The sequence below is a fragment of the Solwaraspora sp. WMMA2056 genome, assembly GCF_030345095.1.
Taxonomy (GTDB): Bacteria; Actinomycetota; Actinomycetes; order Mycobacteriales; family Micromonosporaceae; genus Micromonospora_E.
This window is the reverse complement of record NZ_CP128360.1, coordinates 3,502,208-3,518,019: the sequence shown is the minus strand read 5'-3', so window position 1 is coordinate 3,518,019 and position 15,812 is coordinate 3,502,208. Positions and strand designations below refer to the sequence as shown.

Annotated in this window: 9 protein-coding genes and 1 CRISPR repeat array (1 of these 10 cut by a window edge); of the genes, 8 read left to right on the top strand and 1 reads right to left on the bottom strand. The window is 73.7% G+C overall.

What is annotated here, in order from left to right; all coding sequences use genetic code 11:
• The first annotated feature begins 54 nt into the window (after positions 1–54).
• The 7 genes from O7608_RS16050 (at position 55) to O7608_RS16020 (ending at position 11,623) form a co-directional block, all read left to right on the top strand.
• Positions 55–414 (top strand): PadR family transcriptional regulator, encoded by a 360-nt coding sequence (locus O7608_RS16050; protein ID WP_289205343.1) that lies wholly within the window; start codon positions 55–57, stop codon positions 412–414.
• Entirely contained in the window at positions 411–2,666 is a 2,256-nt protein-coding gene (locus O7608_RS16045; RefSeq protein WP_289205342.1) for a hypothetical protein, read from the top strand. Before O7608_RS16050 ends, O7608_RS16045 begins: the two co-directional genes overlap by 4 nt.
• Positions 2,667–2,922: 256 nt before the next feature.
• Positions 2,923–4,551: a Cas10/Cmr2 second palm domain-containing protein gene (locus O7608_RS16040; protein ID WP_289205341.1), complete on the top strand. Its 1,629-nt coding sequence runs from the start codon at positions 2,923–2,925 to the stop codon at positions 4,549–4,551.
• On the top strand, positions 4,551–7,046 hold the full coding sequence (locus tag O7608_RS16035) for an RAMP superfamily CRISPR-associated protein (RefSeq protein WP_289205340.1): 2,496 nt from the start codon (positions 4,551–4,553) through the stop codon (positions 7,044–7,046). Before O7608_RS16040 ends, O7608_RS16035 begins: the two co-directional genes overlap by 1 nt.
• Positions 7,043–8,740, top strand: coding sequence for an RAMP superfamily CRISPR-associated protein (locus O7608_RS16030; protein ID WP_289205339.1), 1,698 nt, complete (start codon positions 7,043–7,045; stop codon positions 8,738–8,740). The genes O7608_RS16035 and O7608_RS16030 overlap by 4 nt, the downstream gene beginning before the upstream one ends.
• Complete coding sequence (gene csx19, locus O7608_RS16025; RefSeq protein WP_289205338.1) at positions 8,737–9,291, top strand: type III-D CRISPR-associated protein Csx19; 555 nt, start codon at positions 8,737–8,739, stop codon at positions 9,289–9,291. Before O7608_RS16030 ends, csx19 begins: the two co-directional genes overlap by 4 nt.
• Positions 9,284–11,623, top strand: coding sequence for a TIGR03986 family type III CRISPR-associated RAMP protein (locus tag O7608_RS16020; RefSeq protein ID WP_289205337.1), 2,340 nt, complete (start codon positions 9,284–9,286; stop codon positions 11,621–11,623). Before csx19 ends, O7608_RS16020 begins: the two co-directional genes overlap by 8 nt.
• A 30-nt stretch (positions 11,624–11,653) precedes the next feature.
• On the opposite strand, the gene O7608_RS16015 is transcribed toward O7608_RS16020, so the two are convergent.
• Entirely contained in the window at positions 11,654–14,053 is a 2,400-nt protein-coding gene (locus tag O7608_RS16015) for a hypothetical protein (RefSeq protein ID WP_289210727.1), read from the bottom strand.
• Positions 14,054–14,208: 155 nt separating this feature from the next.
• Between O7608_RS16015 and O7608_RS16010 the strand changes: the two genes are divergently transcribed.
• The gene (locus tag O7608_RS16010) at positions 14,209–15,336 is read left to right on the top strand and encodes an SAVED domain-containing protein (RefSeq protein ID WP_289210726.1); all 1,128 of its coding nucleotides are present in this window, start codon (positions 14,209–14,211) and stop codon (positions 15,334–15,336) included.
• A 325-nt stretch (positions 15,337–15,661) separates the two neighbouring features.
• Positions 15,662–15,812: direct repeats of the CRISPR family, unit length 36 nt; unit sequence GTCCCCGGACACACGAAAACCGCGCCGGATTGAAAC (it continues 693 nt past the right edge of the window).

Genomic DNA, 15,812 nt, shown 5'->3' with positions numbered 1-15,812 from the left:
TCGATCTGCGGCGGGACCTGGACCCCTATGTAGATGTCCGAGTATGCTGCCGGTATGACGCGACCGGTCCAGATCACCACCGGGGTGGCCCGGGTGTTGGCGGCACTGCTCGACGACCCCGGCACCGGCCGCTACGGCCTGGAGCTGATGCGGGCCACCGGGCAGCCCAGCGGCACCCTCTACCCGATCCTCAACCGGCTCCTGGCCGCCGGCTGGGTGTACGCGCAGTGGGAGCAGATCGACCCGGTGGCCGAAGGCCGCCCGGCCCGGCGCTACTACCAGCTCACCCCGGACGGCCTGGCCGCCGCCCGCACCGAGCTGGCCGCGCTCTACGCCACGCTGCGCCCGCACGCACCCGGGCACGCCGACCCGGCCACCGGCCGACCCGGCACCGTCTCCCCCGAACCCGCGTGACCAGCATGCTGAGCCGGCTGGTCCACCGGGCGTTCGTCGTCGCGGCCCGCCGCTGGCCGGCCGCCGACCGCGACGAACTGATCCGCGAATGGCTCGCCGAGTCGTACATGCTCGGTCACGAACCGGGAGTTCCCGTGCCGGTGCGCGCCTGGCGGCAGGTCCGGTTCGCGGCCAGCCTCGTCTGCGCCAGGCGATCCGGGATCGACTCCGTCAGCGCGGTCCCGGTCGACCGAGTCGAGCGGACCGCGCTGCACGTCGTCGCACTGTTCCTCGCCCCGCTGGCGGCGGCCATCCTGACCATCCTCGCCAACGGACCACTGTGGATGGCCACCAGCACCGGCGACGACCTGCCGTCGGTCCTGACCCTGCTCCACCGCGCCGGGCACGTCGCCGCCGGGATCGGCTGCGGCGTACTGCTCGCCGACCGGATGCGCCGACGGCGGGGAGCACCAGTCAGCGGGCCGTGGTGCGTCGCCGCGACGATCCCGGTGCTGGCCGGGCTGATCGTCGCCGGATCGGCCGTACGCCACCTGGCGATCACCCTCACCGGACCGACAGTTACTGCCGCCGGCACCGGTCCGGCGGGCACCGACGTGGGCACAGCAGTCGTCGCCGGGACGCTGATCCCGTTGACCGTCGTGGTGGCGACCCTCGCCCGCCGCGCCACCCGGTGGGCGCTCGCCGCCGCCGTACCGGGCACCGCCGCCATCACACTGACCGCGACCGTGCTCGTCGCCGGGCCGGCCGGAGCGCAGACACCGTTGCCGATCCCGCCGGGAATCCTGCTCGGCACCGTCGCGCTGTCCCTGGCGTACACGGTGCGGGCGGTCCGGCCACGACCGCCGACGCCGCCGCGACCACGTCCGACCCCGGCCCCACGCCTGCTGGTGGCGACGGTGCCGGTCATCGGTGGCGGACTGATCGTCGCCTACCTGTTCACCCCGTACGGCTGGTGGGCGACGCTGCCCACACCGGTCGTCACGGTCGCCACCCTCGCCACGAACGCGTTCTGTTTCGCCGTGGCGCACTGGGTGGTCGTCCGGATCCCGGCGAGCCGGCCCGACCCGAGCTGGCCGGAGGTCGTTCGCGGTCAGCCGGAGTCCGGCCCGCTGCGCCGGTCCTGGCGGGAGATCCTCGCCTGGGGCGGCGCGGCGGGCGCGGCGATCGGCTGGGCGGTGGCCCTCGCCTACCTGACCCCGAACATCGGGCTGCAGACGCCATGGCCGCACACCGACGCGGCGCCGGCCGGCTGGGCCGAGTGGGACACCTCGACCGGCCGGGTCTGGATGCAGGATCTGCAGATGTACGCCATCTGCTGCGTCGCGGTGTGTCTGGCGGCCGCCGCCGCGTACCGGCGCGCCTCGCTGCTGCCCGCGCTGGCCAGCCCGGTCGTGCTGCTCGCCGCCACCGTCGGGGTGGTCCGGTCCGGTTGGCACACCCCGGTCGCGCTGCCCTGGCTGGCCGCCGGGGCGCTGCTGCTCACGATCGCGGCGTGGTGGGCGACCGATCACCTCGCCCCCACCCGTCGACGCACCCCGGAACGCGACATGTTGCTGATCGCGCGGCTCGCCGTGCTGGCCGCGTTCCTGGTCCCGGGAAACTACCTCTACGGCGTCTTTCTCAGCGACGGGCCACCGGTCCCGGTGGTGGCGCTGACCGTGACCGTCGGCCTGTCGACCGTACTGGCGATCGTCGCCAGTGCCGCGGTGACCGCGTCCTCGGCGCGGACCCCGATCAGGACGCTGCCCGAGACCACCGCGGCGGCCTGGTCGCTCACCGTCGGCGCCGGCGCGGCCGTGTTCAGTACGGCGCTGTTCAGCGGCGCCACGACGGCGTCGCCGGTCAGCTACGTCCTGCTGGCCGTCGCGCCGGCGCTGGCAGTGCCGGCCGCCGCGCTGACCATCGCGGCGATCCGCGCCCCACGAGTAGGTCGCACGCCGAAGGCGGGCCGTGTCACAAGAGCACGCCGCGTCGGCGCTGGCATTGGGCTCGGCGTGGTGCTGTTGACCGCCGGATACGTGGCCCTGATCTGCGGCGTGGTCTTCGCGCTCGGGGTCGGCCAACTGATTCCCTGGCTGGAGTACCAGCAGAGCTACGACCCGATCGGCTATCTGCCCGGTGGGGTCGCGCTCGGTCTGCTGCTGGCCTTTCTCACCCCGTACCTGGTCGAACCGTGGGGAACGTATCCGGCCCGGGCACCGATCCCGGTGCCGGTGCCGTCACCAGCCGTCGCCGAATCGACGGCGTCGTGATCCACTTCGCGCTCTCGAACGGCGGCTCGGCGTGTCGAGTCGATCAGCCGAAGTAGATCACTACTGGCATCCCGGCCCCGGTTGGATATCGCCGTCGCCGGACGACTGTCCGAAATTCGGCTGAGGGTCCACTGCGCTCGGGCGGCCGCATCGGATATGTTTGCCGGCTGCCCTTCGACGCAGCGGTGGACCGGTATACCGGGTTCACCTGTCCGCCGGTGTCTGATGCAGACGCCGCGACGACAGAGGGGAACCGATGAGCAGCCAGTCTCCAGCGAGCGGTAAGCGCCGGCACTGGGTGGTGATAGAGACCGGCGCCAATCAGGCGTACGTGTTCGCCAGCAACAAACAAGCGGTGAACGTCGGTGCCAGCGAATTGATCTTCCAGGCTGGCACCGGGTGGGTGAAAGATGCCGTCGACAAGATCAACGAAGGATGTCCGGAACCGGTCGTCGAGATAGTTGTGGCCGCCTCCGGCAAGGCGCTGCTGCTGGCCGCCGACGCGCACACCGGCAGGGCGGTCGTGCAGGCGGTCACCCGTCGGGCTCTCGATGACGCACCTGGCCTGGAAATCTGGGGCACCGTCGACCCGGATCCGGTCACCGACGACGCCGACCTGAGCCCGGCGCTGACCCGGGCGTACCAGCGGCAGGCGGCGTGGCGCAGCCGCCGACCGTCGCCGCTGCTGCGGCACCCGACGCTGCCGTTCACCCGGCCCTGTCACTACTCGGGGCAGCCGTCGACCGCGATGGGCGAGGAGGGCGGCACCCCGCACCCGAGGGCGGCCAGTGTGGACGCGGCCTGGCGGCGACGCGACGCCGGCCGGGACCGGATGGCCGGAAAGCTCGGCAACGAGGCGGTCGTCGACGCCACCAAGCTGGCCGACGGGGTGAGTCACGCGGGTTGGGTGGCGGTGATGCACGCCGACGGCAACGGCATCGGCGGCGTGTTCCGCAGCATCGCCGACTCCTACGCCGGCGAGGAGTTCCTGGCCAACCTGGGTGCCTTCAGCCGGGCGCTCGACGAGGTGACGGTCGCCGCCCTGCGGTACGCCGTCGCGCAGGTCACCGACCGGACCGGCTGGCTGCTGCCGCTGGTCGTCGGCGGCGACGACGTGACCGTGGTGATGGACGCCCGGCCGGCGTTCGAGGTGACCGCGACCTTCGTGGCGAAGTTCGCCGAGACGGCCGCCGGGCACGAGGCCATCTCCCGGGTACTGGCCGACGTCGGCCACCCGGGGCTGACCGCGTGCGCCGGGATCGCGTACGTCAAACCGCACTACCCGTTCAGCGAGGCGTACGGTCTGGCTGAACAGTTGTGCGGCTCCGCCAAGCAGATCAAGCGGGTCGACGAGCGCTGCGGCGCGCTGGACTTCCATGTGCTGCACGACTCGGTCGGGCAGAGTCTGGCCCGGATCCGGGCACCGCTGACCGTGCCGGATGGCGACGGCGGCGTGGCTGAGTCGCGGCTGTGGCCCGGGCCGGTGGTGATCGGTGCGCCGCAGCCCGGCGGCTGGGCTGACGCGCACGACGTCACCCGGCTGCGGAAGGTGCTCGAGGCGCTGGGCGGCGAGGACGACCCGCCCGTACTGGCCCGTGGCGCCCTGCACCGGTTGCGCCAGGCGCTGCTCGCCGGCCGTACCGAAGCGGTCCGGGCCAGCGACCAGGTCGGCGTCTGGGCGGCCGACCCGGCCGCAGCCCGGTCCTTTCTGGACGAAAATCTGCTGGTCGCGGAGCCGTCGGCGGATCGCCCGGTCTCGTTCAGCCGGATCCCCGGCGCGGTCGACCTGATCGACATGGCGGCCGGCACCGCACCGCACGCCGGCCGGGAGTCCGGCCGCCCCGGCAACGGCGCGCCGCAGACCCGGCAGGAGGTGGCGGCCTGATGAGCGGCCCGGACCCGATCAACGACACCGGCGCCGGTCTGCGCAACGGCCGGCCGTTCACGGTCACGGTGGTGTTCCTCAGTGACTGGGCGTGCGGCACCGGCACGGCCCGGCACGGCGCGGTGGACCGCGAGGTGCAGCGCGACGCCGACGGGTTGCCGATGCTGCGCGGCAAGGCACTCACGGCGGTGCTGCGCGACGCGGCCGAGACCGTCGCCGTCGGCCTGGCCGACGGCGCGGCCGACGGCATCTGGTACGCCTGGGTGGAGGCGGTGTTCGGCAGCCAGCCGGGCGCGTCGTCGCGACAACGCCTCGACCCCGGCGGGCAGTTCCGGCCGCAGCCACGCACCAGCCCGGTCCCGGCGGCCCTGCAGGGCCGGCCGCTGCACCTGCCCGGCCCGGTCCGGGCGGCGATCGCCGCGCTCGACGAACGCAGCCGGGTGCTGGCCCGGGAGGCGGCCGTGCTGCTGCGCCCCGGGGTGCAGATCGACGTCGACCGGCACACCGCCGCCGACGACACGTTGCGCGTCGAGGAGCGGGCGGCGGTCGGGTTGACGGTGACCGCCGACTGGCAGCTGACCTTTCCTGGGCTCGCCGTCGGCGCGCCGGTGCCGTGGGAGGCGGAGCTGCTGTTGCGGGCCGCGGCCCGGCTGGTCGACGCGATCGGCGGCAAGCGTCGCCGGGGTGCCGGCCGCTGCCGGGTGACCATCGCCGGCGACGAAGCGGCAGGTGACGACGCAGCACGTGACGACGCAGCCGGCACCGAATCAGCCGGTACGGACGTAGCCGGTGAGCAGGTCGGTCGTCGGCTGGGGGCGCTGCTGGAGCGGGTCGACCAGGCCCGGTCCCCGGCCGAGGTGGTGCCGTCGGCTGTCGCCGACCCGGCCGGCGCGACCCTGGGCGCCCGGATGTCCGACCCGCCGGTGCACCGGCACGATCTGCGGATCACCACGCTGACTCCGCTGCTGGTGGCCCGGGGCGTGCTCGGCAACATGGTGCTGACCGAACGGTTCGTGCCGGGCACGTCGCTGCTGCCGATGGTGGCAAAGGCACTCGGTGAGCAGGCGACCGAGCTGATCACCGGCGGGCGGGCGGTGGTCACCAACGCCACCGTCGAGATCGCCGGCGAGCGGTCGCTGCCGCTGCCGCGCGCCCTGCACCGGCCCAAGGACGCCGACCAGGATCAGCAGCTGGTCAACCTGCTCACCCCACGCGCCGACGACAGCCAGCGGTTGCGGCCGATGGTCGGCTTCTGCGTCGCCGACGGTGCCGGCGGCATCCGCATCGCCGAGGTGGACCTGGTGACGCAGGCGCACGCCGTCGTCGACGACGGGCCGCAACGGCCGACCGAGGACTCCGGCGGACTGTTCGTCTACGAGGCGATCGCCGCCGGCACGGCGCTGCGCTGCGAGTTGTGGCTGCCGGCCGACGCCGACCTGGACACCGACTGGCTGGACGGGGAACACGCGATCGGGCGGTCCCGCAAGGACGACTACGGGCGGGTCAGGGTCGACGTACTCGCCCCGGGCACGCCCGCCCTGGCCGCGCGGGGCACCGTGACCGACAGTCGGCAGCTGGTCGTCTGGCTGCTGTCGGACCTGTTGCTGCGGGGGCCGGCCGGTGAGCCGGTGACCGACCCGCAGGCACTGGCGGCCACGCTCGCCGAAGCACTGCGGGTGGACCTGACGTTGCCCGACGACAGCCCCGACCGCCTGCCGGCGGGTTTCCTCACCACCCGCCGGGTCGAGTCGTGGCAGCGCCGCTGGTCGATGCCGCGCCCGTCGCTGACCGGGCTGGCCGCCGGCAGCGTCGTCCGGTTCGACATGATCGGTGTCCCCGACGAGGAGGCGTTGCACCGCGTCGAGGCGACCGGGGTCGGGGATCGCACGGCCGAGGGCTACGGCCGGTTGGCGCTGCAACCCGTACTGCTCGACCGGACGACCGTCGCGATGGCGGCGGAGCCGGCAGCGGAGCCGGCAGCGGTGTCCCGGTCCGCCGGCCCGCAGACGCCCGCCGGGCGCCCTGGCGCCACGCCGGCGCTGGTCACCGAGCTGGTCCGCCGGGGCTGGCGGCGGGAGCTGCACCGGACCGCAGCGGTACGGGTGGCCGACGACGCGCTGCGCGACCTGCTGGTGCCGCCGGACGTGTCGATGGCGCAGCTCGGCGCGCTGCGTACCCTCGCCGACCGGCTCACCGCAGGCGACGACCCGGCCCAGGTGCGGGGCTGGATCGCGGCGACCCGCCGCAACCGGGCGCGCCGGGAGTCCTGGGGCGTCGAGCGGCTCGACCTGCTGGACCGGTTGGCCTCCGGCGACGAGGTGCTCTGGTCGCATCTGGGGGTCCGCCCGCCGACCGGTGTCGCCGACGAACTGCACCGACCGGCCGCCGGCTGGCTGCTCGCCGAGGTGGTCCGGGCCGCTGTCGAGCGGCGCCGCAGCACCCGGGGGCAGGACAGTCCCGCCGCCAACCACCACCCTGAGGAGGTGCCGGCATGAGTCGCCGGGTGATCAGGCGCTGGGAGCTGACCGGCTCCCTGGTGGCGCAGGCGCCGCTGCACATCGGCGGCCTGGACGCCGGGCCGGCGCAGCTGGTCCAGGCCCGCGACGGCGCGGGCCGACCGCTGCTGCCGGGCACCGCGCTGGCCGGGGTGATCCAGTCCGCGCTGCGCGCCGACGGCGTACCCGACCACCGGTTGTGGGGGTTGCCGCCGGAGCGCGACGGCACCGGCGGAGAAGCCTCCTGGGTACGGGTCGACGACGCCTGCGCCGTCGGCACGCCGTACGTCGAGGTGCGCGACCACGTGTCGATCGACCGGGTGCACGGGGTGGCCGCCCGGGGGCATCTGTTCAGCCGCGAGGTGCTGGCCGCCGGCACCCGGTTCGCGTTCCGGATGGTGGTCGACGCGCCGGCCGGCGCCGACGCCGCCACGGCGGAGGACCTCGTCGGCGCGGTCGCGGCCCGGCTACGCGGTCCGGGGATCAGCGTCGGCGCGGCCGTCACCCGTGGGCTCGGTCTGGTCCGGTTGACCGACGCCGTACTGCGGGAATCGGATCTGGTCAGCCGGGCCGGGATGCTCGCCGCGCTGCGTACCGGCGGCGAGCCGGTCGACCTGCCGGCCGCCGACCCGGACGAGGTGCCGCCCGGGGTGCTGCGGTTCGTCGTACCGTGGCGTCCGCACGGACCGCTGGCGGTGCAGGTCAGCTCGGACGGCGACGTGGTCAGCGCGTTTCCGCTGACCGGACATGACGGTGAGCACACCCGGCTGGAGCTGCCGGGCAGCTCGATCAAGGGGGTGCTGCGCAGCCACGCCGAACGGATCGCCCGTACGGTGACCGGTGCCTGCACCCCGGAGAAGTTCCTCGACCAGATGCGGGCCGACGGGCTGGGGCCGGTGGCGGCGCTGTTCGGCACCGCCGCCGCCCGCGACGGCGACGATCCGACGCTGCCGGCCGGCCGCCGGGGTGCCCTGCGGGTGGCGACCTGTGTCAGCACCGCCGCCCTGCCGACGGCGCAGTGGGAGGCGGTACGCCTGCTGCAGCGACGCCTCGCCGACACCGTCGACCACGATGGAGCCGAGCCGCCCGGCGACGACGGCTCCGATCCGCCCGGCGACGACGGGCCGCAACGCACGGCCGATCAGGTACGGGCCGCGTTGGGCACGCTGCAACGCGCGGTCGACGAACTCAACGACTCCGTCGACGGGATCCGGTTCACCATCGCCCATCACGTGGCGGTGGACCGCTGGACCGGCGGGGCGGCCGAGTCGTTGCTGTTCGCGACGGTCCAGCCGCATGCCACCGACGCGGGCGCGTGGCAGCCGATCACGCTCGACCTGGCGGTGGACCGGCTCGACCAGGATCCGACGACGACCAGCGCCCACGCCACCGCCAGCGCCGACGACGACCGGCGGGCGGCGCTGGCGTTGCTGCTGCTGGTGCTGCGGGACCTCTGCGACGGCTGGATCGGCTTCGGCCACGGCACCACCCGGGGCTCGGGCGGGGTCCGGGTCGACCCGGCCGCGGTGACGTTGCGGGCCGGCCCACGGTCCGGCTGGTGCACCACGCTGGACGGCCGGTCGTTGGCCGACATGCTGACCGATGACGAGGTGACCGCGCCGTTGACGGCGGCATGGCAGGCCACGGCGCGGCGGACGGCGGCGCGGCTGGCGACGGCAGGAGGGCACGCATGAGCACCACTGGACGGGTCGTCGTCGACCGGGGGCACGGCCCGGTCGGCCCGGCCCTGCGAGACTTCGCCAGCGGCGGTACGGCGGGTGTCGGGTTCTGCTACCGGCCGGCCGACGTCCGCTGGTTCCGGTTCGGCGTCGACGGGGTGCCGACCGGCCCGGACGGGGCGGCCCTGGACCTGACTGGGGTGTTCGAGCTGCGGGCGTTCACCGCCGCCGAGGAGCTGCGCTGGCGGCACGTCTCCGCCGGGTCCGGTTCCGCGACCGGTGTCGGCGGCGACGGGCTGGCGGAACACCGGCGGCTGCTGTGGGGCACCGTCGTCGGCCCGGCTCCCGGGCCGGGCTGGGTGGCGTTGCACGACGCCCGGATCGGGGTGCTGCACGTCCCGGTCGACGGCCCGGCTCCCGCCGACGGCCATCTCGTGTGGCTGCGGGTCGTCGAGTACGTCGAGCAGGACCGGCACGGCAACGTCGCCGTGGTCGACGAACGACTCGTCGGGCTGACCGCCAGCCCACACCCCAACGCGGACCAGGAGGAAAAGCCCGATGAGTGACCAGCGCCCACCCGTCGACGCCGACGGTCCGAAGGAGTTGCGGCCCGCCGAGCGCAGCTTTCTCAACCCGTACGGCTTCGTCCCGATCCCCGACCGCGACGGCCTGCCCGAGCCGCTGCGCGACGGACCACCCGCCGGCCACGACCGGTACGACGCCACCCGGTGGAGCGGCACGATCGCGGTGCGGGTCACCACCCGTACGCCGATGTTGATCCCGGACCACGGGCGGCGCGCGGCCGACGGCGACGGCCCCGACGCGCCGCTGCCGGTACGGGTCGACCACGCCGGCCGCCCTCAGCTGGCCGGATCGGCGGTCAAGGGTGCGCTGCGGTCGGCGTACGAGGCGATCACCAACTCCCGGTTCGGTGTGTTCACCGGCCACGATCAGCAGTTGGCGATCCGGGCCACCGCCGACAAGTCGGCGCTGCAGTTGCGCCCGGCCGTGGTCGACGAGGTCGGCGACGGTACGGTCCATCTGCAGGTGATCCGCGCGTTGCGGCCGGACGGCCATTCCGACGAGCCGGTCCATCCGGCGGCGTGGCTGCCCCGGCGGCTGGCCTGTCACCGCCCCGGCGGCTGCCGTGGGCGGTCGAACCACAACGAAGGTCCGCACCCGCCGCGGTGCAGCGAAGAGCGGGGCCGGGAGGTCGACGCCTGGATCTATCTGGCCCGGCACCGCCGTCGGAATTTCCTGTTCTGGCGGGTGGCCGGGTACGTCGAAACGGGCCGGGAGGTCCCCCGCGACCGGGCGGAGTGGGACCGCGACCGGGCGGAGCAGAACCGCAGCCGGGACGCACAGCACATCGCCGATCATCCGCTGGTCCGGGTTCGCGGTGTCGTGCACTGGACCGGCAGCACCTTCCCTGCCGGCGGAGTCCGAGGAAAGGGCAAGCACGACGAGCGGTTGTTCGTCACCGACCTGCTCGACGACGACAGCCCCGTCGAGCTGGACTACAGCCTGATCAAGGTCGACGAGTCGCTGGTCACCGGCTGGTCGGCGGTGATCGACTCCTACCAACGCGCCCACGACACGGAGCGCGATCTGAAAGGCAACTACGGCGGCTACGTGTGGGACGCGAAACGGTGGCGGACCCTGCAGGTCTGGGACACCCTCTACGTCGAGTACGACGAGCACGGTAGTCCGAGCGGGCTGTATCCGGCGATGATCGGCCGCAAGCCGTTCCCCGGGGCACCGCTGACCAGTCTGCCGGTGTCGCACCGGCCGGCGACCGACCGTACGCTGCTCTCCCCCGCCGACCGGGTGTTCGGCTGGGTCCGGCAGGGCCGCGACGACGACGGGGTGGCCCACCGGGGTCATCTGCGGGTGCTGCCGCCCGACGGCGACGACGCCCCCGGCGCCGACTCGGTCCACCGGCTCCCGCGCCCGTTGACCCTGGTCACGCTCAACTCGCCGAAGCCGTCCCAGTTCCTGTTCTATCTGGGCGACCGCGCCGGTGCGCCGCTGCGCAACCCGCGTCGGCATCCGGCGCAGGGGTTCCCGGACGCGGCGGACGTGCGGCGGCTGCGGGGCCGCAAGACCTACCTGACCCACGCCGAGGTGCTCGACGACGTGCCGGGCGCGCCGGCGTACTGGACGCCGCCGGCGGAGACGGCCGACCCCCCGCAGCAACCGCAGGTCGGCGGGCGGCCCCGCTACCGGGAGTACGCCGCGCCGGACGGCGCGAAACCCGACGTGAGCACGGTGGTGTCGCACTGGGTGAAACCCGGTGCCACGTTCCGGCTGACACTGCAGGTCGACAACTTCAGCCGGATGGAGCTGGCCGCGCTGCTGTGGCTGCTGTCGCTGCCCGACGGGGCCTGTCTGAAGCTGGGGCTGGGCAAGCCGTTGGGCTTCGGCGCGGTACGGGTCGAGGTCGACTGGGCGGACACCCGGCTGTTCACCGGCGACCGGCTGCTGGACCGGTACCGCACACTGTCGCTGTCTCCGACGGCCGACGGCGCCGAAGTGCCCGGACGGCTGGCCGCCGCGTACGACGGGATGTTGAGACAGCGGATGCCCGAGGTCCGCGACGGGTTCCTCAACACGGCGTACGGTTTCGTCGGTGTCCCGGTGCACTACCCCCGGTACGCCGCCGACGGCCCGGACCAGGCGGCGCAGACCGGGCCGCGCGCCACCACCTACGACTGGTGGGTCGCCAACGACAAGATCGGCAACCAGCGGGACAGCCGCCGGGGTCGGCGGCTGTCCCTCGGCACATCGGCGGATCCGGACTCGTTGCCGCTGCCGTACGACCCGACGACGGACCAGCCGGCCAATCGACGTACCGGCGGCTACGGCCACCGTCCCGGGCCGGGCAACCACCGCCGGTAAACAGGCCGCCGGGCTCCGGTGGAGGTCCCGCTACCGGAGCCCGGCCCCGGCCCGTCCTGACTGGGCGGCGTCGCGCGACCGGCGGGCCTGTTCGGCGTCGCGCAGCCGCCGTACGTCGGCACGCAGCCCGTCGAGCAGGTCGACCAGCTGGGGGCCGTCGCCGGGCCGGTCACCGAGGACGTCCCGGACCGCGCCGGCCATCTCGGTGAGCAGACCGCTGACGGTGTGCTGCGTTCCGCCGGTCCGCTGCCGCACCAGCTCGGCCAGGGCGCGGTTGTCGAACGGACCACCGCCGTGGGTGATCGTCAGCCGGTTGCGGACCTCGAACATCGGCCGCAGCAGTTTCTGCCGGACCCCGGCCTTGAGCTGATCGTTGTCCAGGGAGTGTTCGAAGCTGGCGCAGGCGCCGACGACGGCCCGCATCCCGGTGGCGGTGTCGGTGTCGACGCCGGGCAGCGCAGCCCACACGTCGATCCGTTCGGCGATCATCCGGATGGTGCAGTCCTCGGTGGCGGTGGCTGTCGCCTGGATCTGCGCCGGCCAGCTGCGCAGCCGCGCCCTGGCGCAGCGCAGCGCGTCGGACAGACCCAACGCGCGGGCGCTCAGCGGCGCTCCCCCGGCGAGGGTGCCGAGCAGCCGGGCGGCGGTGTCGAGTTCGGCGATGTCCAGCGCGTGGCCGGCGGCGGTGAGGATGGCCTGGTCGGTGCCGAAGCGCAGCGGCAGCCGGTGGGTGCCGGCGGTGAGCACGTCCCGGTCGCTGGTGACGAGTTGCCGCAGGAACAGCGGGATGCCCCGGGCGGCGGCGGCCCGTTGCGCGGCGGCGAGCACCGTCAGCACGTGTTCCTTCGGGCCGGTGGGGATCAGCACGATCGCCCCGATGTCCTCGCCGAGGTGCCGCGCCAGCAGCTCGGCGGCGGCCTGTTCGGTGAAGGCTGCCGGGTCGTCGGCGGCGGTGCCCACGTCGGCGACCGGGGCGGCGACGGCGGGGTGCCCGGCGGCCTGCAGCCGGCCGGCGACCGCCTCTGCGTACGGGTAGGTGCGTGACGCGGTGCCGAGCACGATGGCGCGCACCGGCACCGGGTGGCCGGCCGGCACTCCCAGGTAGGTGCGGACCGCCGGGTCGAGGTCGTTGCGCCGGTCGCGGTCGACGGCGGCCGCCGCGACCTGTTCGACGATGAACGGGCTGCCGTCGCGGGGCGGGTCACCGAGGACGGTGAGGTAGCAGACGGTGTCGCCGGGTGCCAGGGTCACCGGTCCGAGTCCGGGCGGGGCCGGCGGGGCGTCGGGGCGGGTGGCGTCGTACGCGGCGAGATGCTCACGCAGCGCGGCGAGCATCGCCGGCTGCGGCGGCGCGAGTTCGTGGGCGCTGGCTTTGCCCATCTCGTTGAGCTGCGCCACGACCGGGGAGGTGAGCCACTGGCCGCTGGCGGCGGCTTTCGCGGCGAGCACATCGGGGTCCTGCTGTTCCTCGCGAATGGTCCGCAACATCTGCCCGAGGGTCGCGATCCGCCGCCCGTTGCGCCGCCGTGCCCAGTCGAGCAGGTCGAGAGTGCTCCCGTCGTGCTCGCGTAGCTCCTGGTAGCGGTAGACGACGTAGACCCGGACGGCGAATCCGCTGCTGCCGTCGCCGCGCATCAACGCGGCGGCCATCGCTGCGCGGACCCGGTCGGCGGTCGGCGCGGTGTGGGCCCGACCGTACTGGTCGGCTTCGACGTCGATGATCCGCCGCTGGTCGGCGGTGAGGCTGAGCTGGCCGGCATCGGCGAGGTCGCGCAGCAGGTCGTGGTAGCGCCAGCGGCGCAGCAGCGGCACGACCGGGTCGACGGGAAGATTGGCGGTCGGGTCGTAGACGGCGTGCCGGGGCGCGGCGGTCGGCCCGATGCGGATCAACGACCAGGGCATCCCGGAGACGATCACGGCGTCGAGCGCGCCGAGGGCGGACTGGGTGGCGCCGCTGCCCCAGACGACGTACGCCCGGTCGGTGGCGGTGTCGGCGCGGGTGTCGAGAACGCGGCCGACGGCGTCGGCGACGTCGACTTCGTCAAGGCTGTCGGCTTCGGCGATCGTGACGGCGGCGACGTGACCGCCGTACAGGTCGGGCCGGTGGTCGACGGCGTCGGAGATCGCGGCGGCGATCGGGCGGACCTGCGCGGTGCTGACCAGCACCAGGTGTACGGCGACGATGTCCGTGCCCGGGTCGACCGCGTTGGGGTCGGTCCCCAGTGCGGCGAGCGCGGCGGCGAGCGGCGCGGTGTCGCCGGTGGTCTGCGCCGGGAGACGCAGCAGCAGAATCTCCGCGACGCGGTCGTCCTCGGGTGACAGGTGGCCGAGCCGGGCGAGCAGCTCGGCGGCGCCGGTCTTGTCCGGCGGGGGTACGCCCAGGTCAGCGTGGCCGACGGCGTGTAGCAGGTAGACAGTGCGAGGGAACACGGTCCGTCCTATCCCGATCACTTTCCGATGATGACGTCGAGCCGGCCGACGTTACCAGCGAGTCAGCGACCCGTCCCGCCGTGTCGGAAATCTGATCGTCGGCGTGTCCCGGCAGCTGATTCCACAGTGGCAGACTCTGCGCCGAAGATGGCACCGTGACGGACGATCGCTGGGACGGGCCACGGTTGACGGTGTTCGGCTCGGCCACCGGTGGTGGCGGCCGGGCGGGCCGGGCCGGTGGCGGGTCGGGCGGTGACCGGGGCGGCTGGGCGGGCGGGCTGCGGGCGGCGTTGTCGGACGGGACGGCGGCGGTGGCGGTCGGCGGCGCGCTGGCCGGCGGGTTCGGTGTCGAGGCGGCCAAGTCGGTGATGGTCGGTGAGGCGGCCGGCCGGTGGTGGTTCGTGGTGGGCTGCGTGGCCGGGGTGGCGCTGCTGGTGGCCGGGTTCGGGCTGCGGGAGCGGGCGCACCGGCAAGTGCAGGTGGGGATCGTGGTGACCGCGCGCGACGTCGGGCGCGGGCTGGCCAGGGCCCGGCAGTACGAGCAGCAGGCCGAGGAGTTCAGCCGGTCGACGTGTGCGGTGACGGTGGCGACGGCGGTCACCTTGTCGGGCGATCCGGCGGTGGACAAGTCTCGGGTCGAGGAGCTGGCGGATGAGACGTTCAACGCGTTGATGCTGGCGCAGCGGCTGACGCCGGAGGCGACCCGGGTCAATCTGATCCCGACGATGCCGCTGCATCTGGCGTTCTGGTTCGGGGCCCGGCTGGGTCACACCCATTCGCGTGAGGTGCGGGTCCACGCCGTCCGCCAGGCCGACGGCTCTCCCCCGTATTTCGCGGCGACGGCGTTGCGGGCCACCGAGTCGACGGCGGCTCCGCTGTCGGCGAGCCTGGAGGTCGTGGCGGGCGGGGATCCGTCGCGGGCGGCGCTCGCGCTGGATCTGCAAGGCTTCGGGCACCAGTTCGCCGATCCGGTACGGGAGACCTGCCGACAGCACGGCATCGGTCACCTGCTGGTGCTGCGCAGCGCGGGTTCGTTGCTGACCGAGGACGCGCCCACTTATACGGGTGTGGTGGAGCAGGCCCGCCGGGAGTGGCTGGCCGCCGCGTTGCCGAGTGCCGCCCGCACCGGCCGGTATGCGGTGTTCCTCAGCGGCTCGGTGGCGATCTCGCTGGCGTTGGGTGCCCGCCTGGCGGCACCGGATCCGGGGCGGTGGACGGTCTTTTCGTTCGACCGGGAGACCCACTCGTACCAACCGTTTCCCTTGCCGGAGCCGACCCGGTGAGCGACAATTTCCACATCGGCCTGTCGACGACTACCGGACGGGAGGTGAGACAGCCACGCCGGGCACTGCAGCATCCATCGAGGACGGACAAGCCATCGATGTACGCAAGATTAAGTGCCGGAGTTGCGGCGAAATGTCGATTGCGACAACCTCCGACACGCCCGGGATCCGGGGGAGGTTGGCGGAAAGATCCCAAAGTACGCCCGAGCTGCGAAAACCCACCTCACAGAGATCATCTGAGCCGACACCGAGATCATGACGATCATGAGGTTGCCCTCGGAGCAGCACGTTTGCCCAGCTCAGACCGCCCGACATTTCGGACACGGTCCCCGGACACACGAAAACCGCGCCGGATTGAAACAAGCCAGATCGCCGGTACGACGGCGCAGCAAAGCGTCCCCGGACACACGAAAACCGCGCCGGATTGAAACTGTAGTAACGCATGGCCCCTCCTTAGGGGTCCGGGTCCCCGGACA

Bases quoted from the DNA above. Each gene is read 5' to 3' on its own strand.
- O7608_RS16035 (WP_289205340.1), top strand. From the start codon at position 4,551: ATGAGCGGCCCGGACCCGATCAACGACACCGGCGCCGGTCTGCGCAAC.
- csx19 (WP_289205338.1), top strand. From the start codon at position 8,737: ATGAGCACCACTGGACGGGTCGTCGTCGACCGGGGGCACGGCCCGGTC.
- O7608_RS16040 (WP_289205341.1), top strand. From the start codon at position 2,923: ATGAGCAGCCAGTCTCCAGCGAGCGGTAAGCGCCGGCACTGGGTGGTG.
- O7608_RS16050 (WP_289205343.1), top strand. From the start codon at position 55: ATGACGCGACCGGTCCAGATCACCACCGGGGTGGCCCGGGTGTTGGCG.
- O7608_RS16030 (WP_289205339.1), top strand. From the start codon at position 7,043: ATGAGTCGCCGGGTGATCAGGCGCTGGGAGCTGACCGGCTCCCTGGTG.
- O7608_RS16020 (WP_289205337.1), top strand. From the start codon at position 9,284: ATGAGTGACCAGCGCCCACCCGTCGACGCCGACGGTCCGAAGGAGTTG.